General features: G+C 56.4%; 23 protein-coding genes. 11 read left to right on the top strand and 12 right to left on the bottom strand.

The window, feature by feature from the left end; all coding sequences use genetic code 11:
• Nucleotides 1–19 precede the first annotated feature (19 nt).
• Both DHN10_RS02095 and DHN10_RS02090 read right to left on the bottom strand, forming a co-directional pair.
• Nucleotides 20–1393 (bottom strand): aspartate aminotransferase family protein, encoded by a 1374-nt coding sequence (locus DHN10_RS02095; RefSeq protein WP_108813585.1) that lies wholly within the window; start codon nucleotides 1391–1393, stop codon nucleotides 20–22.
• Between the two features lie 199 nt (nucleotides 1394–1592).
• Complete coding sequence (locus tag DHN10_RS02090; RefSeq protein ID WP_108813584.1) at nucleotides 1593–3260, bottom strand: amidohydrolase family protein; 1668 nt, start codon at nucleotides 3258–3260, stop codon at nucleotides 1593–1595.
• 231 nt (nucleotides 3261–3491) lie between these two features.
• Here DHN10_RS02090 and DHN10_RS02085 point away from each other — a divergent pair, with 231 nt between their 5' ends.
• Nucleotides 3492–4340: a hypothetical protein gene (locus tag DHN10_RS02085; protein ID WP_108813583.1), complete on the top strand. Its 849-nt coding sequence runs from the start codon at nucleotides 3492–3494 to the stop codon at nucleotides 4338–4340.
• A gap of 2 nt (nucleotides 4341–4342) precedes the next feature.
• Here DHN10_RS02085 and DHN10_RS02080 read toward each other — a convergent pair whose 3' ends face one another.
• The 4 genes from DHN10_RS02080 to DHN10_RS02065 all read right to left on the bottom strand — a co-directional run bounded on the left by DHN10_RS02080 (nucleotide 4343) and on the right by DHN10_RS02065 (nucleotide 8340).
• Nucleotides 4343–5164, bottom strand: coding sequence for an ABC transporter permease (locus DHN10_RS02080; protein WP_108813582.1), 822 nt, complete (start codon nucleotides 5162–5164; stop codon nucleotides 4343–4345).
• Nucleotides 5161–6057 (bottom strand): ABC transporter permease subunit, encoded by an 897-nt coding sequence (locus DHN10_RS02075; protein ID WP_108813581.1) that lies wholly within the window; start codon nucleotides 6055–6057, stop codon nucleotides 5161–5163. Before DHN10_RS02075 ends, DHN10_RS02080 begins: the two co-directional genes overlap by 4 nt.
• Nucleotides 6058–6065: 8 nt before the next feature.
• On the bottom strand, nucleotides 6066–7187 hold the full coding sequence (locus DHN10_RS02070) for an ABC transporter ATP-binding protein (protein ID WP_108813580.1): 1122 nt from the start codon (nucleotides 7185–7187) through the stop codon (nucleotides 6066–6068).
• Nucleotides 7188–7260: 73 nt separating this feature from the next.
• Nucleotides 7261–8340, bottom strand: coding sequence for a polyamine ABC transporter substrate-binding protein (locus tag DHN10_RS02065; protein WP_108813896.1), 1080 nt, complete (start codon nucleotides 8338–8340; stop codon nucleotides 7261–7263).
• 223 nt (nucleotides 8341–8563) lie between these two features.
• Here DHN10_RS02065 and DHN10_RS02060 point away from each other — a divergent pair, with 223 nt between their 5' ends.
• The 10 genes from DHN10_RS02060 (at nucleotide 8564) to DHN10_RS02020 (ending at nucleotide 17741) form a co-directional block, all read left to right on the top strand.
• Nucleotides 8564–9955: an aspartate aminotransferase family protein gene (locus DHN10_RS02060; RefSeq protein WP_108813579.1), complete on the top strand. Its 1392-nt coding sequence runs from the start codon at nucleotides 8564–8566 to the stop codon at nucleotides 9953–9955.
• Between the two features lie 5 nt (nucleotides 9956–9960).
• Nucleotides 9961–11262 (top strand): NAD(P)/FAD-dependent oxidoreductase, encoded by a 1302-nt coding sequence (locus DHN10_RS02055; protein WP_108813578.1) that lies wholly within the window; start codon nucleotides 9961–9963, stop codon nucleotides 11260–11262.
• Nucleotides 11263–11557: 295 nt separating this feature from the next.
• Complete coding sequence (locus DHN10_RS19640; RefSeq protein ID WP_159086892.1) at nucleotides 11558–11725, top strand: hypothetical protein; 168 nt, start codon at nucleotides 11558–11560, stop codon at nucleotides 11723–11725.
• Between the two features lie 153 nt (nucleotides 11726–11878).
• Nucleotides 11879–13702, top strand: coding sequence for a membrane protein insertase YidC (gene yidC / locus DHN10_RS02050; RefSeq protein ID WP_108813895.1), 1824 nt, complete (start codon nucleotides 11879–11881; stop codon nucleotides 13700–13702).
• Complete coding sequence (locus tag DHN10_RS02045) at nucleotides 13703–14458, top strand: MOSC domain-containing protein (RefSeq protein ID WP_108813577.1); 756 nt, start codon at nucleotides 13703–13705, stop codon at nucleotides 14456–14458. It begins immediately after the preceding gene.
• A gap of 2 nt (nucleotides 14459–14460) precedes the next feature.
• A complete protein-coding gene (gene yihA, locus DHN10_RS02040; protein WP_108813576.1) occupies nucleotides 14461–15108 on the top strand; it encodes a ribosome biogenesis GTP-binding protein YihA/YsxC in 648 nt (215 codons plus the stop codon).
• A gap of 17 nt (nucleotides 15109–15125) precedes the next feature.
• Entirely contained in the window at nucleotides 15126–15980 is an 855-nt protein-coding gene (gene argB, locus DHN10_RS02035) for an acetylglutamate kinase (RefSeq protein WP_108813575.1), read from the top strand.
• A gap of 64 nt (nucleotides 15981–16044) precedes the next feature.
• Nucleotides 16045–16563, top strand: coding sequence for a hypothetical protein (locus tag DHN10_RS02030; RefSeq protein ID WP_108813574.1), 519 nt, complete (start codon nucleotides 16045–16047; stop codon nucleotides 16561–16563).
• A 39-nt stretch (nucleotides 16564–16602) separates the two neighbouring features.
• Complete coding sequence (locus DHN10_RS02025; protein ID WP_108813573.1) at nucleotides 16603–17217, top strand: ferredoxin; 615 nt, start codon at nucleotides 16603–16605, stop codon at nucleotides 17215–17217.
• Nucleotides 17214–17741, top strand: a complete 528-nt coding sequence (locus tag DHN10_RS02020; RefSeq protein WP_108813572.1) for a SixA phosphatase family protein — start codon at nucleotides 17214–17216, stop codon at nucleotides 17739–17741. The genes DHN10_RS02025 and DHN10_RS02020 overlap by 4 nt, the downstream gene beginning before the upstream one ends.
• 159 nt (nucleotides 17742–17900) lie before the next feature.
• Here DHN10_RS02020 and DHN10_RS02015 read toward each other — a convergent pair whose 3' ends face one another.
• The 6 genes from DHN10_RS02015 to DHN10_RS01990 form a co-directional block, all read right to left on the bottom strand.
• Nucleotides 17901–18926: a hypothetical protein gene (locus tag DHN10_RS02015; RefSeq protein ID WP_108813571.1), complete on the bottom strand. Its 1026-nt coding sequence runs from the start codon at nucleotides 18924–18926 to the stop codon at nucleotides 17901–17903.
• Nucleotides 18927–19218: 292 nt separating this feature from the next.
• The gene (locus DHN10_RS02010) at nucleotides 19219–19986 is read right to left on the bottom strand and encodes an amino acid ABC transporter ATP-binding protein (RefSeq protein ID WP_108813570.1); all 768 of its coding nucleotides are present in this window, start codon (nucleotides 19984–19986) and stop codon (nucleotides 19219–19221) included.
• 14 nt (nucleotides 19987–20000) lie between these two features.
• Nucleotides 20001–21293, bottom strand: coding sequence for an amino acid ABC transporter permease (locus DHN10_RS02005; protein ID WP_108813569.1), 1293 nt, complete (start codon nucleotides 21291–21293; stop codon nucleotides 20001–20003).
• A 3-nt stretch (nucleotides 21294–21296) separates the two neighbouring features.
• Nucleotides 21297–22523, bottom strand: a complete 1227-nt coding sequence (locus tag DHN10_RS02000; protein ID WP_108813568.1) for an amino acid ABC transporter permease — start codon at nucleotides 22521–22523, stop codon at nucleotides 21297–21299.
• 128 nt (nucleotides 22524–22651) lie between these two features.
• Nucleotides 22652–23671 carry an amino acid ABC transporter substrate-binding protein gene (locus DHN10_RS01995; protein ID WP_108813567.1) on the bottom strand — a complete coding sequence of 340 codons (1020 nt, stop codon included), beginning with the start codon at nucleotides 23669–23671 and terminating at the stop codon, nucleotides 22652–22654.
• A 214-nt stretch (nucleotides 23672–23885) separates the two neighbouring features.
• On the bottom strand, nucleotides 23886–24596 hold the full coding sequence (locus DHN10_RS01990) for an ATP12 family chaperone protein (protein WP_108813566.1): 711 nt from the start codon (nucleotides 24594–24596) through the stop codon (nucleotides 23886–23888).
• Nucleotides 24597–24598 lie beyond the last annotated feature (2 nt).

The following is a 24598-nucleotide window of genomic DNA, read 5'->3' as shown; positions in this document are numbered from 1 at the left end:
GTATGGTCCTTTCGCTGAATTACCCAAGCACGGATGTGACGGCCCGATGGGCCGCGGCGACGATGTGATCGGCCTCTGACCGGGTCAGGCAGAATGGTGGGGCAAAGCCCAAGATATCACCCTGCGGCATGGCCCGCCCGATGACGTTGCTTTGTTCCAGCAGATTGGCCGCAATCTGCGGCCCGATCTTGGCGCTTGGATCGTAAAATTGTCGACTGTCCTTGTCGGCTACAAATTCGACAGCGCAAAGCATGCCCTCGCCGCGCACATCGCCCACATGTGGGTGATCGCCCAGCGCCGCGTGCATCTTTGCATTCAGGTAAGCGCCAACACTGCCTGCATTCTCGACCAAGCCCAGCGTGTCGATCAACGCAAGATTCGCCACACCTGCAGCAGCACCAATCGGATGGGCGGAATAGGTCCATCCATGCCCGATGGGGCCATTTTCATCGGTGCCCTGTTCCAGCACTGCCCACATTTTGTCCGATACGATGGACCCAGACAGCGGCGCATAGGCCGATGTCAGTCCCTTTGCGATAGTGATCAGGTCCGGGTGCATGCCATAGTGATCTGCGCCAAACATTGTGCCTAATCGGCCAAATCCGGTGACAACCTCATCCGCAATCAACAGGATGTCGTGCCTATCCAGAACGGCCTGAATGGCGGGCCAATACCCCGTCGGAGGCGGCACAATCCCCCCAGTGCCCAGCACGGGTTCACCGATGAATGCCGCAATTGTATCGGCCCCCTCGCGGTCGATCAGCTCCTCTAGGTCTGCCACGCAATGCGCAACAAACGCCGCCTCGCTCTGGCCCAGATCGCTGCGCCGGAAATAGTCGGGCGCTTGGGTATGCAACACCTGTGCCAATGGCAGGTCGAATTTCTTGTGAAACAGCTCCAACCCGGTCAGCGAGCCAGTCATCAGGCCGGACCCGTGGTAGCCCCGCCACCGCGAGATAATCTTTTTCTTCTGCGGGCGGCCAAGGATGTTGTTGTAGTACCAGACCAGTTTGATGTTGGTTTCATTGGCATCTGATCCCGACAAGCCGAAATAGACCTTGGACATGTGATCCGGCGCGCGGTCCATCACCATCTTTGCTAGGGTGATCGAGGCCTCGGTGCCGTGACCGACGTAAGAGTGATAATAGGCCAGCTCGCTGGCCTGATCGGCGATGGCTTGAGCAATCTCGGGCCGCCCGTAGCCCACATTGACGCAATAGAGCCCCGCAAAGGCATCCAGCAATCGGTTGCCGTCGCGATCTTCGATATAGCAGCCCTGACCACCGGTAACGACACGCTGGGGCACATTGCCCCGCGCAAATTCTGCCAGATGTGTGGAGGGGTGAAAGAAGTTATCGCGATCCCATTGCGCGAGCATATCATTGTGAAGCATGGCTTACCCTTCAGCTTTGGCGGCGCGCCGCCTTGTGATGTTGAATGGAGCCGGCTGCACGCTTTGGGCCGATCAGACCCAGCTTATGAGCAGAAAGGCTCCGCCCACCCAAGCAGCAGCGCGCAATGCCTTTATTGCCAAGGTATGATACATTTGAACCATGGCCCATCGGTCAAGATCAACAGATTTTCTGATATTCTCAGCCGCGGCGCAGCAATCCTGCAAAAACCTTGTTGTCCGCAAAAAAGGCCGACAAGCGCGCCCATTGCTGCGTACCGCGGCGCAAATCCAGATATCGCAGCGCATTCTCACCAAGGATCGCATTGCGCTGGTCCTGATCAGGGAACATGCGTGCCATCGCCTCTTCGACGCGCAGCTTATAGGTGTTGTGGGCGGGTTCACGTCCCAGCATCGACCAATCTGAACCGTACATCATCCGTTCTGCGATCAGGGGCTGCGATTGGGACAAGGCGATCGTCTTGTTGATAACATCCTCATAATCTTCGCTGCCAGGGCCGAGCAGTTCTGACCAATACCCAATATCAAAATAGAGGTTGGGATATTGGTCCAGCATGCCTGCGATGATGCGTTCCCAATCTCGTCCTTGTGGATCGCGGCACCGCTCTGGTGGATCCAGCGTTTCTTCAAACCCTCCGAAATGCGCTAGGTTCAGCCGCAGTTCCCGATAACGCGGATCCGCCAAAACAGGCACCCAATTGGTTGGCGAAGCATAAAGGCTGCTGCACGGCTGTGCCGCAAGCGAGTTATTGGCATGTGCCTTGATCGGCACGCCTTCGGCGACACACCAATTATACAATTTCTCAAGCTCGTCATCCAATGCCTGACCACCGCCCAAAGGCCAGCGCCTGACAAAGGGGCGGTTCGGCAGATTGGCATTGCCCATCGGCAGAAAACCCATGGGCGGGTAAAGCTTTACACCAGCAAAACCCCTTGCCACGGCGTATTTGAGATCGGCCAGCGTATCGAAATTGGGATCCTCGCTGTCTTCGGCGTCTAGCGCTGCGCGCAGCGGGCAAAACGGAGCAAAGGGCAGGATCAGATCATCCTTGTGCAATTGCGCAATCCGGGACGTCACTTCGATCTGGGACCGCACAGAGCTAACCGTGTCACGCGGCCTTAGCCACCGCTGAAAATCAACCAATGAAGGTGAGAATATCCTGATCTGTCCCTCGCCACCGTAAAGCCGCTTCAACTCTTCGAAAATGTCATTGCGCGCGCGGGTCAGTAAACCAGCCCAACGGATCGTCGACAAAAGGCGGCTACTTGACTGAAACGAGCGCCCTACCTTGTCCGGAGCCCCAGTGCCTTCACGGTAAATCTCGCGGGCCAATGTGGCGGGATAGTCAGCGCGCAATTGGAAGGTGCGTCCCGGACCTGATGCGATGCCAAGCTCGGCTTCTATCTGTCCCAGAATGTTTTGGTCATCGCGGGGCTGCGTACGAAATCCCGACGTCTCTGCCCCGCTCTCGCGCTGAAACCGGGCAATACCGCGTGCGGTGTTTCGCTCGTCCTGCGCAAGCAAATCTTCTGGTGTACGCGCCTGTGGTTGCCCCAGGCTTTTCAACTCCTGTTCTGGCGTGGGTGTACCTGACAGCATGATCAGGGCCAGCAATTTGATCAGAGACTCTAACAAACCGCCCGATGTCACCGGGGCATCCGCATCCCTAAGCACCACCTGCCGAATGAACCCTGTTGCGGGCACATCCCTGCCATTGAAGATGTGATTGTGGATATCAACCGCGCCCTTGGGGCTGAGTGAGAAGATCGCAGGGAGGCTGTCACACGCGCTGAGCGGCATGGCCACGGCGGCCGTCCCGCCCAAAAGAAAGCCTCGTCTGGAATGCATTTCATTTACCAAATTTGCTCAAATACGCATTCAGTCTATGCGCAGGCACCACGCTTTGACAAATCTGGTACGGCGGTCGCCGGGGGCTGTCCGTCACGAGGAGGCTTGTGCGATTGGTACCGGACTGGCAAACAATACAGGTGTGTTTGAAGCGTTGGTCTGACAAAGCACGCGTTTGTAAGAGATTAGGTGTACCAATTATTGGTACCAAAGTGATTTGGGAAATGGTTCATGAATGCGATAAAGAAGGCGGTGCGCGCCGCACGTGATAAGGCAGTTCTGGCGCTTGATCCGCCACGATTCAAACAACAGCGATTGAAGCAAGGCGCCGCCGCGACGGTCAGTGAAAAAGTTGATTTTGACGCTTATGGCCGCCCTCATTTCGCCTATGGCGTCCACCGCGCAGCCGAGCAGGCAAAGGCCTTGGGCATTGATGCGATTAGCGCAATCGAGTTTGGCTGTGCCGGCGGCAACGGGCTTTTGGCGCTGGAACAAATCGCAGCAGACGTCGGCAAGGAAGTCGGCGTTCGGGTTGATGTCTACGGCTTCGATATTGGTGAAGGCCTGCCGCGCCCGCTTGATTACCGCGACCTGCCTTATGCATGGAAGATGGAACAGTTCAAAATGGATGTGCCCAAGCTGAGGGCGCGCCTAACAACAGCGCAGCTTGTTATCGGGGATGTCGCCGATACCGTGCCTGAATTCTGCAAGCGTGATGACGTCGCACCGGTCGGTTTTGTATCCTTCGATCTGGATTTCTACACTTCGACCATGGCGGCCTTTCGGATTTTTGACGCTGATTCCTCAAAAATGCTGCCCAGAACCTATTGCTTCTTTGATGATACGATCGGTCCCGACAACGAATTGCACTGCGAATTTGTGGGCGAACTGCTGGCAATCAATGAGTTCAACGCAAATCACGACACCCAAAAAATCGCGCTCATCCATGGGCTGGCGCAGAAGCGGTTCATTCCAGCGATCTGGAACGAAGCGATGTACGTGATGCATGCATTCGCGCACCCCGCTTATGGCACCTATATTGATACCAAGGTCGATATGGATCTTTCACTCGATAGCTAGGCTTAGCCGCTTGCCTGTTCTGCCATCTGTTGCTCGCGCTTGCGGCGCAGTGCCGCCCGTTTGGTAGTCAGGGAAGCGGCGACCGTGCCAATCGTGACGATCCCGATCAGGATTGTTGAAAGCGCGTTGATCTCGGGACTGACGCCCAGCCGGACCGAGCTGAAGACCTTAATCGGCAGTGTGGTTGAGGACGGGCCCGCCACGAAGGATGCAATCACCAGATCATCCAGCGACAGTGTCAGCGCCAGCAACCAGCCGGAAATCACGGCCGGTGCGATGATGGGCAGGGTGACAGAACGGAAAGCGTCAAAAGGCGTGCATCCCAGATCAAGAGCGGCCTCTTCTACCGAACGGTCAAAACTGACCAAGCGTGAACTGACCACCACTGAGACGTAGCACATCGAAAATGTTGCGTGCGCCAGCACGATTGTCGTCATGCCACGGTCCAACCCGATCGAGATGAACAACAGCAGCAGCGACAGGCCCGTGATCACTTCGGGCATCACAAGCGGTGCGTAGATCATCCCAGAGAACAGCGTGCGCCCAAAGAACCGCCCCCCGCGCACCAGCACATAGGCTCCCATGGTGCCAAGTACAGTGGCAATCAGGGATGAGATCAGACCAACCTGAAACGTGACCAATGCGGCATCCAGAAACGCTTCATTCTGGAAAAGCTCCCCGTACCATTTGGTCGAGAACCCACCCCAGACTGTCACCAGACGGCTTTCGTTGAAGCTATAGATGATCACAATGATCATCGGAATGTAGAGAAACGCAAACCCCAGGGTGAGTGACGTTGCATTGAACCATGTCAGCCGTCTCATGTGTCGGCCTCCATCATTTTTTGCTCATTGCGTTGATACATCACGATCGGGATGATCAGGATCAACAGCAAGATCACCGCCACAGCGCTGGCCACCGGCCAGTCACGGTTGGCAAAGAACTCCTCAAACAGGACCTTGCCGATCATCAGCGTGCCAGAGCCGCCCAGCAGCGATGGGATCACAAATTCGCCCAGCGCAGGGATGAAAACAAGGAAACACCCGGCGATGATACCCGCCTTGGACAGGGGGATCGTGATACGCCAAAACGCCTCTGTTCGGGAACAACCCAGATCCTCGGCGGCTTCCAAAAGCGAGGCATCGAGTTTGATCAGCGTGGCGTAAATCGGCAGGATCATGAACGGGCAATAGGTGTAAACAATCCCGATATAGACAGCCCAGTTGGTATTGAGGATCATCAGCGGTTCATTAATAATCCCGATCCACATCAGGAATTGATTGATCATCCCCTCCTGGCTCAGCAGTCCGATCAGCGAATAGACCCGGATCAGAAAACTGGTCCAGAACGGCAGGATCACCAGCAGCATGAGGGTCGGTTGCCATTCGGTGGGCGCATTGGCCATGCCGTAAGCGATGGGAAAGCCAATCAGCAGGCAGATAAACGTCGAAATGAACGCGATCTGCACGCTGGAAAGATAGCTTTTCCAGTAAAGATCATCATCTGCCAGAAAGGCGAAGTTTTCAAAATCAAGCTGGGCAACCAGATCGCGCAGGCCCGACCATCCCTCGGATAGCTCTAGCGTCGGCGTATAGGGCGGGATGGCCAGCGCAATGTCTGACAGAGATATCTTGAGGACGATAAAGAACGGGACAAGGAACAACCCCAGCAGCCAGAAATACGGAACAGAGATGAGTGCGATGCGGCGCCAGTTCATACCTGCCCCTACCCCTCTAGCACGACACCGGCGGTATCGCTCCATGATAGCCAGACCGGATCTTCCCACGTAAATGGCAGGCTATCGCGGCGGCGCTGGTTGGCGGCCTGCGCCTTGATCACAATGCCATTGGGCATTTCCACGTGGTAGGTCGACAAATTGCCTAGATAGGCAATGTCGAGCACCTTACCCTGCACCGCATTGCGCCGGTCGGTCGGCTTGTCCGATGAAATCGTGATCTTTTCAGGGCGGATGATAAAGCTGACGCGCCCTTCGCCAACGGGCTGCGACGGGGTGCCGACGATCTCTGGCTGGCCCTCGGCCCAGGCAATCGACACCTTATCGCCGTCCTTCGTTGCATTGCCTTCGATGATGTTCACGTCGCCAATAAAGTCGGCCACATAGGCGCTATTGGGCGCTTCATAAATCTGGGTCGGCGTATCGACCTGAATGAGCTTGCCGAAATTCATCACGGCCACGCGGCTGGCCACCGTCATCGCTTCTTCCTGATCATGGGTGACGATCACAAAGGTGGTGCCGGTTTTTTCCTGAATATCCATCAGCTCAAACTGGGTGTCCTGACGGAGTTTCTTATCCAGTGCAGAAAGCGGCTCATCCAGCAGCAGCAATTTGGGTGCTTTCGCAAGGGCGCGGGCCAAAGCCACGCGCTGGCGTTGGCCTCCGGAAATCTGCTCGGGCTTGCGGTTTGCGAATTTCTCGATCTGGACCAGCTTGAGCATCTTGTTAACGCGGTCGTCGATCTGATCTCTTGGCATGTCGGATCGTTTCAGACCAAAGGCGATGTTGTCATAGACCGTCAGATGCGGGAACAGCGCGTAGGATTGGAACATCATGTTCACGCTGCGTTTGTTGGGTGGGATCGGCGAGATGTCTTTGCCGTCCAGCAGGATCGTCCCGCCTGTGGGTTTTTCAAACCCGGCCAGCATGCGCATCATCGTGGTTTTGCCACAGCCCGACGGGCCAAGCAGGGCAAAGAATTCTTGTTCATAGATGTCGATGCTCAGATCATCGACGGCGGTAAAATCCCCGAATTGCTTGGTGACATTCTGAAACTGGATCAACGGCTTTGCGGCAGAATCGTTCCACGGCGCGAATTCGTTTTGGGACATATGCGGTCAGGGCTCCGGGGCCGGCACTGGGAAAGGTAGTCCGGCCCGACATCTGTCGGGCCGGACAAGGCACTTAGGTGCCGGATTTGATACGTGTCCACATCCGTGTCACGAAGCGCTGCGCGCGCGCATCATAGGGTGTAGTTGTATAAAGTGTCTCAAGCGTCTCGGCATCTGGATAGATCGCCGGATCTCCGATCACGTCCTCTTCCAACAGCGGCTGCGATGCCACGTTGCCGTTGGCGTAGTAGACGTAGTTTGAGGCCGCAGCCATGTTTTCCGCATTCATGATGAAATCAAGGAAGGCGTGGGCGCCTGCGGGGTTTGGCGCATCCACTGGGATCGCCATTTGGTCAAACCACATCAATGCACCCTCGGATGGCGCATTATAGGCGACCTCAACCCCATTGTCGGCTTCCCATGCGCGGTCGCGCGATTGCAGGATGTCGCCGGACCAGCCAAAAGCCACACAGATATCACCATTGGCCAACGCCGAGATATATTCAGAGCTGTGATACTTCTGCACATAGGGACGCACAGCAGTCAGGATCGGCTCTGCCTTGGCAAGCACGTCTTCGTCTTTGCTGTCAGGGTCTTCGCCAATGTACTGCAAGGCCGCCGGGATAATCTCGGACGGGGCATCAAGGAAATGCACGCCACATTCGGCCAGCTTTTCCATGTTTGCAGGGTCAAAGATCAGGTCGAGCGATGCAATGGGCGCGTCCTCGCCCAGAAGCTCTGTCACCTTATCGACGTTCACGCCGATGCCGGTGGTGCCCCACATATAGTTGATGGAGTAAGCACCACCGGGATCATATGTTTCCGTACGCGCTTGAACAACGTCCCAGAGGTTGCCGGTATTTTCCAGCATGGATGCATCTAGCGGCTGAAACGCGCCCGCTGTGATTTGGCGTTGCAGGAATGTACCCGATGGCACCACAACATCATAGCCAGATCCACCAGCGAGAAGTTTAGTTTCCAGGACTTCGTTGCTGTCAAACACATCGTAGATCAGCTCGTACCCGGTTTCTTCTTCAAACTTGGTTAGCAGGTCTTCATCGATGTAGTCGGACCAGTTGTAAACGCGCACTTCTTCCGCCCAGCCTGCCTGTGCAGTTGCAACGGCGGCAGCCAGAATGACGCCGGTTTTCATCTTAAGCATCCATGTCTCCCCTAGGATTTCGCTTCATCGACAAAGTCTTTAACAAGAACGGCAATTTTGCAAATAGAATGTCCTGATTTTCTCGGATTTGGCATCTGAGACAGGTCAAACGCGCCCGCAGCGTGCAAAATCCATGGTGGATGCTTTGCAGGCCTTTTCGAAACCGTAAATCGGTGTCACGTTCTTCCCAGCAACTGCATGATCCGAGGTCGCAATGAATATCCTTGCCAACTATCCGCCCACAGCCGAGCTTCAGGAAATGGACGCTGCCCATCACCTGCATCCATTCACCCATGCCAACGAGCTGTCAGACAAAGGCCCCCGCGTCATCACAGCCGCCAATGGCGTCTGGCTGAAGGACAGCGAAGGCGAAGAGATCATCGACGGTATGGCAGGCCTGTGGTGTGTGAACATCGGTTATGGCCGCGATGAACTGGCCGAAGCCGCGGCCCGCCAGATGAAAGAACTGCCCTATTACAATACCTTCTTTCAGACGACCCACGTGCCCGCGATCATGCTCGCCCAGAAACTGGCGGAACTGGCGCCGGGTGATCTAAATCATGTGTTCTTTGCCAGCGGTGGTTCGGATGCCAATGACACCAATATCCGCCTTGTGCGCACCTATTGGGCAGAAAAAGGCCAGCCAGATCGTGATGTGATCATTTCGCGCTGGAACGCCTATCACGGCTCCACCATCGGCGGGGCATCACTGGGCGGCATGAAGGGGATGCACGGCCAGGGCAGCCTGCCTATCCCTGGCATTGAGTTCATCGATCAACCAAACTGGTGGGCCGAAGGCGGTGATACGACACCAGAGGCCTTCGGGCTGGAACGTGCCCAACAGCTAGAGGCAAAGATCAAGGAGGTCGGGCCGGACAAGGTCGCGGCCTTCATCGCCGAACCCATTCAGGGTGCAGGCGGTGTGATCGTACCGCCAGAGACCTATTGGCCGGAAATTCAGCGCATCTGCAAAGCCTACGACATTCTGCTGATCGCCGATGAGGTGATTTGCGGCTTTGGGCGGACTGGCAACTGGTTTGGCTCTCAAACCGTAGGGATTGAACCTGACGTGATTACCATCGCGAAAGGCCTTAGCTCTGGCTACATTCCGATTGGCGGGTCGATTGTATCAGACAAGGTTGCAGGGGTGCTCCGCGAGACGGAGTTCAACCACGGCTACACCTATTCGGGCCATCCGGTGGCCTGTGCGGTTGCGCTTGAAAACCTGCGTATTCTGGAAGAAGAAAAAATCATCGACACTGTGCGCGACGTGACTGCCCCATACCTGCGCGAACAATGGGAAGGGCTGATGGATCACCCTCTTGTGGGCGAGGCCAAGATCGTCGGCATGATGGCCTCCATCGCGCTGACGCCCGACAGGGCCACTCGCGCCGCGTTCCCTGATCCGGGCACCGTTGGGTTTATCTGCCGTGACCGTTGCTTTGCAAATAACATCATCATGCGTAGCGTGGGGGATCGGTTGATCATCTCGCCTCCGCTGACGATTTCCATCGAAGAGATCGACATCCTGATCACGCGTGCGCGCAAGTCACTGGATGAGGCTTACGAGCAAGTGCTGGCTGATGGATTGATGAAAACAGGCTGACCGACATGGATCTGCTGACTGTCAATGATCGACAAGGGGAATACCCGCCGTCCTACTATGCCGCGCGTGCCGACAAGCTGGCGCGTTTTCCAAGCGCAAAGGGCGCGCTGACCTGTGACGTCTGCGTGGTGGGTGGAGGCTTTACTGGCCTGTCCACCGCCTATCATCTGGCCCAGCGCGGCTATGACGTGATCCTGGTCGAGGCGCAGCGGGTCGGTTTTGGCGCATCGGGACGCAACGGCGGTCAGGTCAGCATGGGCCAGCGCCGCGATCAGGATGAGCTGGAGGATATGGTCGGCGACGCGCACGCACGCCAGCTCTGGTCCATTGGCAGTCAGGCCGTAGGCCTCGTGCGAGAGCTTTGCCAGATGGCCGAGGTTCATACTGATTTCAATGACGGCATCATCCACACCGTGCATCGCCAGCGCGACCACCATCACAACCAAGCCTATGTCGATCATATGTCGCGCAAATATGGCTACGACCAACTGCGCGTGCTTGAGCCTGACGAATGCCGACATCTGGTCAATTCGCCTGCATATCATGGTGGCACCCTTGATATGGGCGGCGGTCATGTGAACCCGCTGGAACTGGCGCTGGGTCTGGCCCGGCTCGCGGTAAAATCCGGCGCGCGCATCTTTGAGCAAAGCAAGGTCACCAGTCTAGCAGAGGGCGACCCCGTCACGATCAGCACCGATCAGGCGCAGATCAAGGCCTCGCATGTGGTGTTGGGGTGCAATGGCTATCTAGGGACCATTCAACCGCATGTGGCGCAGCGGGTCATGCCGATCAACAACTACATTGTTGCCACCAGCCCTATGTCGCCTGAGGCGCAGGAAGATGTGCTGCGCAACAACCATGCCGTTGCCGACAGCAAATTCGTGGTGAACTACTTTCGGTTTTCCGAAGATCACAGGCTGCTTTTTGGCGGCACCGAAAGTTATGGGTACAAGTTTCCCACCGATATCGCCTCTGCCGTGCGCAGACCGCTGGCCGAAATCTTTCCGCAACTCAATGATATCAGCATTGATCATGCATGGGGCGGGACGCTGGGGATCACGATGAACCGGATGCCGCACTTTGAGCGGCTCGGCGGGAATATCCTGACCGCATCAGGGTTTTCTGGTGCTGGTGTCGCGCTTGCCACGTTATCCGGTCAAATTGCGGCAGAAACCATCGCCGGACAGGCCGAACGGTTCGACATCATGGCACAGGTTCCGACACTGAAATTCCCAGGCGGGCCCGCGCTGCGCGCACCGCTTCTGGTACTCGCAATGCTCTGGTACAGCCTCAGGGATAGATTGTAACTCAACGAGTTACACAACTTAAGCATGTAATTTTCCGTTAACTTATTGTTAATCTTCAAGAAAGATCGCTCTTGAAATGGTGGTTGCGAGTCGGTTCAATATGGCAACTAACGTAAACGTAATTTATAGAGCGACTCAAAAGGCTATTTGCTTTATCGAAACAGCGCTCAACCCGGCTTTCACGTGACATTCCATACACGTGGGCAAATCAAGAAGATGGCCCCAATACGGCCTCATTTTCACCCAGATACACAATTAGTGTGGATCTGATAGTAGGTGCGAAAGGTGAACACGTATGAAGTCAGTATCTCAATCCATGAGCCCGCAAGAGGCAGCCCAAGCATTTTATGGGCAAGACGACGCCGCTTTTTCCGAGATGGTTTCTAAGCTGGCAAGCCAAGACCCACGTCTTCTGAAGGTATTTCAAACCGTCAAACGCCGGTTCAACGACCCGAAAAACTGATCACCTGACAATTGCAGCGAATGGCCAAGGCTGGCAACGGCCTGACGCCTGTTGCCGCAATCGCCCCATTTTCACTGAAAACAGCTTGACCTTTTGGCCCCTGACAGGTTGAACGACCCCCAGACTTTCTTAGTGAAAATGGGCGATTTTCAGATGGACGACCAGAATAGAAACCTGATCTTGGCAACGGTGTTGAGCTTTGCCGTCATTGTGGCCTGGACCACACTGTTTCCGCCCGAAGAATTGCCGGTTGAACCAGGCACCGAAACGGCGCAGGTCGCGGAAGACCCGACACTGCCCGCTGCTGATCCTGTGGCCCCTGCGGCCACGGCACCGTCCGCGGCGCCAGAACCTGCCGCAGCGGCCCCCCGCATCGCAATTGAGACGCCGCAATTTGCAGGCTCCATCTCGTTGCAGGGTGGTCGGATCGACGATCTGGCTTTGACGCAGTACCGCGAAACAACCGATGACGACGCCGACATCGTACGCTTGCTGCGCCCGGTGGGCGAAAGCGGTGCTTACTTCGCGGCCTTCGGTTGGACGGCAACTGACGGCATCGACGCCAGCGCCGTGCCGGGCCCCGAAACAATTTGGTCGCTAGAAAGCGGCGATACGCTGACCCCGTCAAACCCGGTTACCTTGGCTTGGGACAATGGTGCTGGTCAGATCTTCCGCACCGAAATCGCGGTTGATGATGCTTTCATGTTCACCTTCGCACAAAGCGTTGAAAACCTTGGCAGCGGCGCGGTGTCCGCGCGGCCCTATGGTTTGCTGCGCCGTCACGGCGAACCCGATGACCTCAAGAACTTCTTTATCCTGCACGAAGGCCTTGTGCGGATGACAGATGGTGAGCTGGAGGAAACCGACTATGACGACATCACGGAATACGACGTTGATCCGCGCGAACGCACACAAGCCGAGCGTTTAGATGTTACCGGCTCTGGCTGGCTGGGCTACACCGACCACTATTGGATGACGACCCTGATCCCTGATCAGGCGACGCCGTTCCGCTCAACCTCGAAATATTTCGACACCCGCGACCTGTTTCAGGCCGAAGCGGTAATGCCAATTGAAACCGTGGAAGCGGGTGCGACAGCGACCGTAACCACCCGCCTTTTTGCCGGTGCCAAAGAATGGGGAGCAATCCGCAGCTATGAAAACGAAGGTGGCGTGTCGGGCTTTCTTGATAGTATCGACTGGGGCTGGTTCTTCTTCTTGACCAAGCCGATCTTTGCGCTGTTGCACTACCTCAACATCTTTATCGGCAACATGGGCTGGTCGATCCTCGCGCTGACCGTGATCCTCAAGATCATCGTGCTGCCGCTGGCCTATAAATCCTACGTGTCGATGGCCAAGATGAAAGAGCTACAGCCAGAGATGGAAAAGCTCAAAGAGAGCGCGGGCGATGACAAGCAAGCCATGCAGCAAGGCATGATGAAGCTCTACAAGGACAACAAGGTGAACCCCGCTGCGGGCTGTTTGCCCATCCTGTTGCAAATTCCGATCTTCTTTTCGCTCTACAAGGTGATCTTTGTCACCATCGAGCTGCGCCACGCACCGTGGATCGGCTGGATTGAGGATCTCAGCGCGCCTGATCCATCCTCGATCCTGAACCTGTTTGGTTTGCTGCCCTTTGCCGGACCAGAGCCGGGGTCAATCCTTGCGGTCATCATGATTGGTATCCTGCCGATCCTTCTGGGTGTGTCCATGTGGTTGCAGCAAAAGCTGAACCCCGCGCCAACCGACCCTACACAGCAGATGATCTTTGCTTGGATGCCATGGGTCTTCATGTTCATGCTCGGCTCGTTTGCATCCGGTCTGGTGCTGTACTGGATTGCCAACAACATCATCACCTTCACCCAGCAGTATGCGATTATGCGCAGCCATGGGGCGAAACCGGATGTGTTTGGCAACATCAAATCCAGCCTCAAGAAAAAGGCGCCCGCCACCGAGACCGACAAGAAAGAGGGCAAGTAGATGCCAAGTGTCGCAGCACTGTGGCGGCACCCCATCAAAAGTCACGGTCGCGAAGCGCTGGATCAGGTCACGCTTATCGCAGGGCAGACGATGCCTTGGGACAGGCATTGGGCTGTGACCCATGACGCGACAAAGTTTGACCACAGCAACCCAGCATGGGTGATGTGTCGGAACTTCATGATTGGCGCAGCCACCCCGGACCTTGCCGGTATCTGGGCAACACTGGACGAAACGAACGCGACTATCGCCTTGCGGCACGACGCCTTGGGCGCGATCAGCTTTCGCCCCGATGATCCCACCGACGTGGCCCGTTTCATCGCGTGGGTGCAACCGCTTTGTCCGGCGGACAAACGCCAGCCCACCGGGTTAGCCAAGGCGCCCGACCGCGGGATGACCGACAGCAACTATCCAACGGTGTCCATCATGACCCACGCGAGCCACAACGCCGTGTCGCAAAAACTGGGTCGCCCGCTTGAGATCGAGCGCTGGCGCGGGAACATCTGGCTGGATGATGCAGGCCCTTGGGAAGAACTGGAATGGCTGGGCAAAGACGTCCAGATCGGAGAGGCCATCCTGCACGTCGTCGAACCCATTGAGCGCTGCAAGCACACCATGGCCAACCCGCACACCGGCAAACGTGACGCCGACACCCTGGCGGCCTTGCGCGACGGCTGGAACCATCAGGACTTTGGCGTCTATGCCAAGGTGATCAAGGGCGGTAAGATCGCCACGAACGACACGGCAAAGGTAGTCTGACGATGGAAATGCGGTTCCCCGAGGTGGCAGAGCCTGACGCACAGGCCCTCGAAAAAGGGCGCCTGCTGTTCGCGGGTGAGACCGATTTCGTCAAAGGCGTTGTGGCCATGGATGGCCTGCCCGCTGCGGACCGGGTCGAGATTTGCTTTGCCGGGCGGTCAAACGTCGGCAAATCATCCCTGATCAACGCGCTGACAGGGCGCAAGGGCCTCGCCCGCGCGTCCAACACGCCGGGACGCACACAAGAGATCAACTTTTTCACCGCAGGCGACATCTACGTTGTCGATCTACCCGGCTATGGCTTTGCCAATGCGCCGGTCGCCGTTGTGGAAAAATGGCAGCGCTTGCTCAAGCAGTACCTCTCGGGCCGCCAAACACTGCGCCGGGTCTTTGTGCTGATCGATGCGCGGCACGGCGCCAAGGCCGTTGACGAAGAAATCATGTCGCTGCTCGACAGTGCTGCAGTGACGTTTCAGGTTGTCATGACCAAAGTGGATAAGCTGAAAGGCGACGCGCTGAACGCCTCGCTCGACAAGACAAGGGCTGCCTTGGCCAAGCACCCCGCGGCCTTCCCAGAGATCATCCTGACATCCTCGGAGAAGGGCGACGGCATCCCGACCCTGCGCGCTATCATTGCAGGCATCCAGTGAAGACAAGGGACCAGGACATGAACCGTGATTGGATCGCAACCGCGCAAACCCTAAGCCAGGCCCTGCCCTATATGCAGCGTTATGCCGGCGCGACGGTTGTGATCAAGCTGGGCGGAAACGCCATGGGCAGCGATGCGGCAATGCGCAGCTTTGCGCGCGACGTGGTGCTGATGCGTCAGGTTGGACTGAACCCGGTGATTGTTCACGGCGGCGGTCCGATGATCAATGAGTTGCTGGGCAAGCTGGATATCCACTCCGAGTTCGTGAATGGCAAACGGGTTACCGATCAGGCCACCATGGATGTTGTCGAAATGGTTTTGTCCGGTCAGGTGAACAACCGCCTTGTGCAAGCCATAAGCGATGAGGGCGGCAAGGCCGTTGGCCTGTCAGGCAAAGACGCCAACCTGATTGTGTGCGATCAGACGGATCCCGCGCTTGGTTTTGTGGGCACACCCGCAGACGTTGACCCAACAATCCTGCGCGACTTGCACGCCGCCCATGCGATCCCCGTGATTGCCCCCTTGGGGTTGGGCCGCAACGGCGAGACATTCAATATCAACGGCGACACTGCCGCAGGGGCGATTGCCGGGGCGTTGAACGCGGACCGCTTGTTGCTGCTGACGGATGTGGAAGGGGTGAAGGACAAGTCAGGCGAAGTCCTGACCGAAATTGCACCTGCCAAGATCCCCGAGTTGATCGCCGATGGCACCATCGCAGGGGGCATGATCCCCAAGACCGAAACAGCCCTTGCCGCGATGAAAGACGGTGTGCGTGCGGTTGTTATCCTCGACGGGCGGGCGCCCAATGCCTGCCTGCTAGAGCTGTTTACGGATCACGGTGCCGGATCACTGATCCGCGAACCAAGGTCATAATAACCTTACTTTGGCCCACTTGGGCCCTGTGCTAGCGTTTCGATGGACCACAGTGGAGGCTCCGATGAAACCTGCCCTACCGGCGATTGCACTGATAACCTCGATAATCGCGGCCCAGGCCCACGCCGATGTGGAGGCCTGCATGGTTGACACTTGGATCGCTGATATGGGCGATATCGCCGCTATGATGGCCGCCCAGATGCAAGGTGCCGCAACGCCAGTGAATGGAGAGGTGTCGATGCAGATCGCTGCAGATGGCAGCTTTACCCTGTTGGCTGACGATATGATCATCAATGTCCAGATGCCGGATGTACCAGCCATGGATGTTAAGGTCGTCGGGTATAGCGCAGGTCAGATGGATGCATCCGACAACACATTTCTGGCGGCGGTCGACGACTACAGCCTAGTTGGGTCGGCAGACGTCCTTGGCCAAACAATGGAAATTCCCTTTTCATCCGACACTGGCTTGGGTGGCGGCGGTATTGGCTGGTTTGAATGTGCGGGCGATACGCTCCGCTTTGAGGCGACAGTTGGTGGCGTGGCAAGCACCAACCGGATGCCAAGGATGTGGCGCCGCCGCTAAGAGGTTGCGATTGCATCAAAGCCACTTAAGGTGGCGCAAATGGTATCTGACGATCTGGACACGACACTGCATCAATATGGGCTGCGACAGATGGGCGACTGCCCTGATGGCGCAGGCAGGATCACGCTAGTCGGCCCGGATGAACCCCGCTTTTGGCCCATCTTTTGCGACAGCGCCGAATACAAGGATGGTGACGATGATCCGTTGGATCGCTGGTCGCATCGTGTTGTCTCTAAGGTGGCTATGCAAATGAACGCAGAGCCGCTCTTTCCCTTTGGTGGCCCGCCCTATGCCCCGTTCTATACCTGGGCAGTGCAATCGGGGCGGTTTTGGCCTTCGCCCATCGGGTTTCTGGTACATGATGAGGCGGGGCTTTTTGCATCCTTCCGTGGCGCATTGCGCTGGAACGGTGACGCCCAATTGGGCACCTCTGAACAACCCTGCCTGACCTGCACCGGCCAACCCTGTGCAACCGCCTGCCCTGTTGGCGCATTCAACGACGGCTATGACGTGGCAACCTGCAAAGCGCATGTTGCCTCAGCCGCAGGCGATGACTGCCGCAGGGCGGGATGTCTGGCCCGTCGGGCCTGCCCTGTGGGCCAAGGCAACCGCCTGCCCGCACAAGCCGCGTTCCATATGGAGGCCTTTCTGTGACCCTGCGCCTGATCCTGATCCGCCACGCCAAATCCAGTTGGGGCGATCCCTTTGCCGACGATCATGCACGTGTCCTGAACAAACGCGGCCAAGCATCAGCCACGGCAATCGGAACGTGGATGGCCGCGCAGGGATATGTGCCCGATGTCCTCCTCTGCTCGGACGCGGAGCGGACGCAGGAAACGGCGGGGTTGATCATTCCGGCACTCTCACCCGCGCCGCGCCTGCAACTTTCGGCGCGGCTCTACCATGCGGCACCCGACACGATCCTTGATCTGGTCAGGCGGCAAGAAGTGCAGACGGTTGGCGTCATCGGACACAATCCCGGCATCGGGATGCTGGCCAACGAGTTGGTCGACAAAGCCGCAGACCATCGCCGGTTCAGTGACTACCCCACCTGTGCGACAACGGTAATTGATTTTGAGGTTGGTGGGTGGCGGGATATTCAGCCACAGACTGGCCGGTGTCGGGCATTTGTGGTTCCACGTGATCTGATTGGAACTTCGGCGCACGACATTGAGTAAATGTAGATTTAGCGGATATCTATATCTGCTTTGCGGACTTTCCCGACCTTCCTTCTGATCTGCCAAACTGTCGATTTCGGCCCTCTACAATCATTGAGCAAAGTTCGAAAATGCAGGGATCGCGGTCCACATCGGGACACTAGCTTAAGAACCTGCTGACTAAGTACTGACAGATGATCGAATAACATCGATCAAACGTCGAAACTCCGTATCATTAGAAGCACCTTTCCAGAAGTTAGCAAAACGACAAACGACCTGAAGATTGCCGGACGCATAATGCCCGCTGCTATCGATGCGGTCCAAAGAAGCGAACATCGCAGGATCGCCATTCACCTCATCCAGCTCCAGCGGAAGGCCCGTCAGTTCGCAGTTATATTCCTGAGACCCCAGAAGTTCCGTGATGTAGTCCTGAAGAGCTGCCGCTGACGGGAAACCGAGATCCTTCTTTTTCACAACGCGCTCCACCGTTTGGCCGTTTGCTGAATTCGTTGTGTTAACTGCGGTACGTGCCATGCGGTCGGCAGCGTCAGCAGCATCGAAGAGTTCCGAAGCTCGCTGGTACGCAATCTTGTCAGCTTGCGACCCATACTTGATCGGGGCATATCCCTTTTTGGCAGTTTCGACGCGTTGCGCCCAACGGGGACTGGCGTGCCACTGGCTCAAATCTTCTCCGGCGATCAACGCCAATGTGTAGTCTTTGTACAAGGGGCTGAGAGACTGTAGCGTAGCCTCGGTAGACAAGAAGTCTTTCGCCTTAGGGTGTAGTTCGCTCCACCTCAGTGGAACGCCTTTCTTTGATTTGTTTGACCAGAGCTCACAGGGCTTATGGCAAATTACGACCTCACGACCTCGCTCGATTGGTTCCTTCTTCGTTTCGAAAGAAGGTACTTCACTGCGAGAGGTCGTCCACCAAAGTTCGTTCCCGTCTTTGTGAACCCAAACATCGCCCAAAGTCTCAGCGACAATAGTCATCAGGTTGAACCAGCGGGAGGCTGTAGCTTTGGTCGGTTTCTTTCCTGCCGAAGTGGTATCGTTCGCCATCCGGTTGGACACGTAACCCGCACGGTCATTCGCGTCCCAATATTTCTGGGCGTCGACGGCGTTCATAGTCGCTACTGTTCCACGCTCCCGACAAATCGGCCATTCATAGTTCTGTCGACCGAAGTTAGCGATATAGACTTTCATTGTGGTTCATCTTGCTCCATCGATCGGGTAGACCGCCTTGCGGATTGCGATAACGGTCATTTATGAATGACATCTACACAAAAAAGAGGCCACTAATCCCAGGTAGTCAGTTCATCCAATGTCCGCTGCGCCTAGCCGCTTAATTTCATTTCGTGCGTGTTGCGAACTTCCGTTCTACACCTTGACTGCAGCAACATGCATTTCGATGCATTGGACACTTGGACTCAAAGAAGCCACTCAAACGAAAAAGCCCCGGCTCTCACCGGGGCTTTTTCTTTGTCTTTGATCAATCTCAGTGACCCAAAATCTGGCTCAGGAACAACTGTGTCCGCTCGGACTTGGGGTTGTTAAAGAACTCTTCCGGTTCGTTCTGTTCCACGATCTGGCCTTGGTCCATAAAGATCACGCGGTTGGCCACCTGACGGGCAAAGCCCATCTCGTGGGTGACGCAAAGCATGGTCATACCTTCTTCGGCCAGCTCGATCATCGTGTCGAGCACTTCCTTGATCATCTCAGGGTCAAGCGCCGATGTCGGTTCGTCAAACAGCATGATGCGTGGGCGCATGCAAAGCGACCGGGCAATCGCCACACGCTGCTGCTGACCACCGGACAACTGGCCCGGATACTTCATCGCCTGATCAGGGATTTTCACCTTCTCAAGGAAATGCATCGCGGTTTCCTCGGCTTCCTTCTTGGGCGTTTTGCGCACCCAGATCGGAGCGAGCGTGCAGTTCTCAAGGATCGTCAGATGCGGGAAGAGGTTGAAGTGCTGAAAGCACATGCCGACCTCTGACCGGATCTTGTCAATGTTCTTGAGATCGGATGACAGCACTGTGCCATCCACCACGATCTTGCCCTGCTGGTGTTCTTCCAATGCGTTGATGCAGCGGATCAGCGTCGATTTGCCAGACCCCGACGGACCGCAGATCACGATCCGCTCGCCCTGATACACGGACAAATCAATGTCGCGCAGCACGTGGAACGCGCCGTACCACTTGTTCATGTTCTCGATGGTAATCGCAAGTTCGTCGGATACCTGCATTTGTGTTGCTTCGGCCATTAGTTCAGCCTCCCTTAGCGATGGTCGGTTGCGAGCCTACGCTCCAACCATTGTGAGTATTGTGAAATGCCGTAGCAGGTGATGAAGAAAAGCAGCGCGGCAAAGCCGAATAGCTCCCAGTAGACACCCTGCCATTCAACAGACGCGAGGATCGGACCACGGATCATTCCGACAAGGTCGAACATCGAAATAACCGAGACAAGCGTGGTGTCTTTGAACAGACCCACCGACACGTTCACGATGCCCGGAATCGAGATCTTGAGCGCCTGCGGCAGGATGATCAGACGCATCGCCTGCGCATAATCAAGCCCAAGGCTATCACCAGCTTCGTACTGGCCCTTTGGCAAAGCCGCCAAGCCGCCCCGGATCACCTCGGCGATGTAGGCTGCCGAGAACATCGTGATCATGATCACAACGCGCAGGAACAAATCAACGCCAGAGCCCGGAGGGAAGAAGTACCCCAGCATCACGTTTGCCACGAAGAGCAATGTGATAAGCGGCACACCCCGCACAAACTCAATGAAGATCACACAGATCAGCTTGATGATTGGCATGCTGGATTGCCGCCCCAGCGCCAAAGCGATGCCAATTGGCAACGACAATGACACGCAGGTGACGCCCAGCATCATGTTCAGCATGAACCCACCAAGGTCTCGGCTTGGCACAGAGCGCATGGCCCCTTCGGTGATCCCCCCATCGGGAAGGATTGCCCCGCCGATGGTCCAGACCACGAAGGCCACAGCAATTGCGCCAAAGAAGCCAATAGCAAAGCTGTTCTTCACGAACCGCTGGTAGAACAACGCGCCCGCTACGATGCCAACAAGTGCCAGCAATGGTCCAAAGATGGACCCACCCCAGATCAGCCAGTAGGCGATAAAGGGATAAAGCGCTGTGAAGATCAAGAGCTTGCGCGGCAAGTCAAAGAACAGCACCGGTGCGGCTGCAAAAAACAGCAACACAAAGGCCAGCCCCGGACGCCAGTAAAGGTCTGCGGGATACTGGAACCCAAACAAGAGCTGGTTCCAACGCTCGCCAAGCACCGCAAAACAGGCACCCGATGCGCCATCAAGGATTTCGCGGCACACAGCGAGGCTTGGTGATGCCCAGATACCATTGACCATCCACGGCACAGTGCCGTTGAGGATCATATAGATGGCCAGGATCGCAAGAATCGTCAGCACACTATTTGCGGGTGTCGCAAACAGGTTGTCCTTGATCCATCTTACCGGTCCCACTGCATTGGGCGGCGGTGGCATTGCAGGAACGTCTTCGGTGCGGACGAAGGCGATTGTACGATCAGTCGTCATATCCTAGCGCTCCTTCAACTTGATTGCGTTGTTGTAGACGTTGATCACCGCTGAGATCAGCAAAGAGATCGTGAGATAGAACAACATCAGCAAAAGAATACATTCGATCGCGCGACCCGTCTGGTTCAGCGTAATACCACCCAGCGTCGCAGTCACATCCGCATAGCCCACCAGAATCGCCAAGGAAGAGTTCTTGGTGATGTTTAGATAATTTGAGATCAGCGGCGGAATGATCACCCGCAGGGCCTGCGGCAGAACCACAAGGCTCATGATGCGGCCGGGACGAATGCCCAGCGCGCCTGCGGCCTCTGTCTGGCCTTTTGACACGGCCTGAATACCGGCACGCACGTTTTCCGCGATAAAGGCACCGGTGTAGATCGACAGCGCAAACCAGATCGCGATCAGTGGACCACCGACCTTGATACCGCCTGCAAAGTTGAACCCCTTCAGCTCTGGCACTTCGAAGCGCAGGCCAAAGACCAGGAACATGACGATCAACGGACCGAACCAGATGCCAAGGTTTGTGAGCAGCGTCGCAGGACGAACGCCCGTTGCCTCCTGAATGCGGGTGGCGCGGGCGTTCACGGCGCGAGCACCAAAGAACGACCCCACCAGCACAGCCAGCACCATCAGAAAATCAAGACCGCCGCCAAAGCCGCGCTCGAAGAATGGCAGGGGAATATAGACGCCACGGTTAGTGAAGGCAGATATGCCGAGGAACATGGTTGCGGATGGATCATCGCCGCGGAATTCCCGTGGCCCGGGCAGCACCGCGATCATGATCGTAAAGATAATCAGAACCCAGATCAGCACCGGAATGTTGCGGAAGATCTCAACATAGATCGCCATCAGTTTGCGCACGAGCCAGTTGTTCGACAGTCGCAGGACCCCGGCAAGCACACCAAAGATCGTGGCGGTCACACAGGCCAGAAAGGCAACCAGCAAAGTGTTCAGGATACCAACAAAGGCGGCCTGCAAGTTTGTTGACTGGCTGGTGTATTCTATCAGGCGTTGGTTGATGTCATAGCCGGCGGGCGCACCCAGAAAGCTAAAGTCAATGTCCAGACCTTGCGCGGCCAGGTTGGTGAACAGGTTGTTGATCAGATAGCCAATCGACAAGGCCAGAACAACAAACGCGATCGCCTGAAACGTATAGGATCGGTAGCGCGTGTCGTTGATCAGCATCGACGGGCGGAATGACCCCCGTGGCGGGTCTGTAATCGACGTCATAAATTTTCCCCGTTTATTTGGCGCTTGTTTTCGACTGCATTTGTTGCAGTTCCGGTGCGCCAATTTTTTGGTCGTATTTGCTGAAAGGGCGCGGTCGAAACCGCGCCCTTTGATCGTTTAGTCAGTCCTTAGCGGAATGGTGGAGAGTAGAGCAGACCACCGTCTGTCCACTGCGCGTTCAGACCGCGCGCCAGACCGATTGGTGTGTTCTCACCGATGTTCTTTTCGAACAGCTCGCCGTAGTTACCACCAGCAGCAATCGCGCTCTTTGCCCAATCTGCTTCCAGACCCAGCATCGCGCCCAGCTCACCTTCGGTGCCCAGCAGACGGTTCACTTCTGGATTACCAGTTGGTGCAGCGCCTAGCTCTTCGACGTTTGCCGATGTCACGCCCAGCTCTTCAGCTGCGATCAGCGCGTTCAGGGACCAACGTACAATGTCACCCCAGTCGTTGTCGCCGTGGCGAACAAGCGGGCCGAGTGGCTCTTTTGAGATGATCTCTGGCAGCAGAACGTGGTCGCCAGGGTTCTCGAAAGATGCACGCGTAGCGGCAAGGCCGGATGCGTCAGTTGTGTAAACGTCGCATGCGCCAGCAATGTACTGCTGCTGTGCTTCGGCGTTTGTTTCGATTGGCACTGGCTCATAGCTGATGCTGTTGGAGCGGAAGAAGTCCGCCAGGTTCAGCTCTGTTGTTGTGCCTGTCTGGATGCAGACAGTCGCGCCATCAAGGTCTTTTGCAGATGCAACGCCCAGATCACGTGGAACCATGAAGCCTTGGCCATCATAGTAGTTGATGCCAACAAATTCGAACTTCAGGTCGACGTCGCGGCTGAAAGTCCATGTGGTGTTACGTGCCAGCACGTCGATCTCACCAGAGGCCAGCGCAGTAAAGCGTGTCTTACCTGTTGTTGGGACAAACTCGACCGCGTCGCTGTCACCCAAGACAGCAGCAGCAACTGCGCGGCATACGCCAACGTCGAAACCGTTCCAGACACCGTTCGCATCTGGCGATGCAAAGCCGACCAGACCAGTTGTCACGCCACAGTTGAGCACACCACGTGCTTTGACGTCGTCAAGTGTCGCAGCAGATGCTGTCGATGCAGCAAGACCAGCAACAGCGAGCGCGCCGTAAAATGCGGTTTTTTTCATTTTTACCTCTTCCTGAGTTTCCACCCCGCTAGGGTGGCCAATTTTTATCCCGTCCCGATAGACAGTCATGATGAATGAGATGGGTTCTCCCAACTCAATGCACGCAGACTTTGATCAAACGTGGCTAGAGTCAAGGGCAACTGTTCTAGACTTCGACCAAAATGCTCCAAATTTGGATGATTTTTTGGCTTTGCCAGGAAACGCACTGTTTCGATTATTTGACCGAAAGCTGGTAGAAACGGGCAGCCGCGACAAAGGCGTCGCGCTTGCTACTTTCCGTTGCGGCAGCCTCTTCGTCTTCGCCCCATTGCGCGATCTGCCAGTGCTCGTCAATGCGTGACAACAGCCATGCGTCATCCACCGGAATGGCCGATTTCGTGACAGCCAACGCCAGGATCAAGGACCCCGAAATGCTGATCAGATCGTGGGCCGCAGCCAAGGCGAAATCGTCAAACGTTGCGACTTCGTCCGCCAGTATTTGCAAGGCAGCCGGGTCTTGCGTCACGTGCATCACACCCTCGCCCACAGAAAGCCGCACGCCCAAGGTATTAGCGGCCCACTCAAGCATCGGGTCCCACCCTTCGGCCTGCTTGGCAAGCAGCTCCTCCGGCCCCGCCGCCCGATAACACAGCAAATCGCTGTCACCATATTCTGCCAGAAGCGCGATCACCTCAGGCCGCTGCGCCCGCACTTTGTCAATTGCGGCATTGGCCCCACGCGTCACGGGCATGGTCGCAGGATCAAGCAGTTTTTCCTGCGCGTCCCATTCGGTCGCAATCGCCTCTGCCATCGCCATTGTCGGCACGGTCAGTTGGGCCTTCGCAGGTGTTCGCACCGTCCTGTCATCTAACAGGACGGTAAAGCCACCTTCGATTTCTGTCGCCGTTGCGGCCTTCCAGAAGCGTTTTGGTTTCCAGTCACTCATTC

It is taken from the genome of Loktanella sp. Alg231-35 (genome assembly GCF_900143545.1).
Classification (GTDB): Bacteria; Pseudomonadota; Alphaproteobacteria; order Rhodobacterales; family Rhodobacteraceae; genus Yoonia.
The sequence above is the reverse complement of the archived record's forward strand: the minus strand, read 5'-3'. Positions and strand labels throughout refer to the sequence as shown.

Coding starts and splice junctions, on each gene's coding strand:
- DHN10_RS02095 (WP_108813585.1), bottom strand. CDS start 1,393: ATGCTTCACAATGATATGCTCGCGCAATGGGATCGCGATAACTTCTTT.
- DHN10_RS02090 (WP_108813584.1), bottom strand. CDS start 3,260: ATGCATTCCAGACGAGGCTTTCTTTTGGGCGGGACGGCCGCCGTGGCC.
- DHN10_RS02085 (WP_108813583.1), top strand. CDS start 3,492: ATGAATGCGATAAAGAAGGCGGTGCGCGCCGCACGTGATAAGGCAGTT.
- DHN10_RS02080 (WP_108813582.1), bottom strand. CDS start 5,164: ATGAGACGGCTGACATGGTTCAATGCAACGTCACTCACCCTGGGGTTT.
- DHN10_RS02075 (WP_108813581.1), bottom strand. CDS start 6,057: ATGAACTGGCGCCGCATCGCACTCATCTCTGTTCCGTATTTCTGGCTG.
- DHN10_RS02070 (WP_108813580.1), bottom strand. CDS start 7,187: ATGTCCCAAAACGAATTCGCGCCGTGGAACGATTCTGCCGCAAAGCCG.
- DHN10_RS02065 (WP_108813896.1), bottom strand. CDS start 8,340: ATGAAAACCGGCGTCATTCTGGCTGCCGCCGTTGCAACTGCACAGGCA.
- DHN10_RS02060 (WP_108813579.1), top strand. CDS start 8,564: ATGAATATCCTTGCCAACTATCCGCCCACAGCCGAGCTTCAGGAAATG.
- DHN10_RS02055 (WP_108813578.1), top strand. CDS start 9,961: ATGGATCTGCTGACTGTCAATGATCGACAAGGGGAATACCCGCCGTCC.
- DHN10_RS19640 (WP_159086892.1), top strand. CDS start 11,558: ATGAAGTCAGTATCTCAATCCATGAGCCCGCAAGAGGCAGCCCAAGCA.
- yidC (WP_108813895.1), top strand. CDS start 11,879: ATGGACGACCAGAATAGAAACCTGATCTTGGCAACGGTGTTGAGCTTT.
- DHN10_RS02045 (WP_108813577.1), top strand. CDS start 13,703: ATGCCAAGTGTCGCAGCACTGTGGCGGCACCCCATCAAAAGTCACGGT.
- yihA (WP_108813576.1), top strand. CDS start 14,461: ATGGAAATGCGGTTCCCCGAGGTGGCAGAGCCTGACGCACAGGCCCTC.
- argB (WP_108813575.1), top strand. CDS start 15,126: ATGAACCGTGATTGGATCGCAACCGCGCAAACCCTAAGCCAGGCCCTG.
- DHN10_RS02030 (WP_108813574.1), top strand. CDS start 16,045: ATGAAACCTGCCCTACCGGCGATTGCACTGATAACCTCGATAATCGCG.
- DHN10_RS02025 (WP_108813573.1), top strand. CDS start 16,603: ATGGTATCTGACGATCTGGACACGACACTGCATCAATATGGGCTGCGA.
- DHN10_RS02015 (WP_108813571.1), bottom strand. CDS start 18,926: ATGAAAGTCTATATCGCTAACTTCGGTCGACAGAACTATGAATGGCCG.
- DHN10_RS02010 (WP_108813570.1), bottom strand. CDS start 19,986: ATGGCCGAAGCAACACAAATGCAGGTATCCGACGAACTTGCGATTACC.
- DHN10_RS02005 (WP_108813569.1), bottom strand. CDS start 21,293: ATGACGACTGATCGTACAATCGCCTTCGTCCGCACCGAAGACGTTCCT.
- DHN10_RS02000 (WP_108813568.1), bottom strand. CDS start 22,523: ATGACGTCGATTACAGACCCGCCACGGGGGTCATTCCGCCCGTCGATG.
- DHN10_RS01995 (WP_108813567.1), bottom strand. CDS start 23,671: ATGAAAAAAACCGCATTTTACGGCGCGCTCGCTGTTGCTGGTCTTGCT.
- DHN10_RS01990 (WP_108813566.1), bottom strand. CDS start 24,596: ATGAGTGACTGGAAACCAAAACGCTTCTGGAAGGCCGCAACGGCGACA.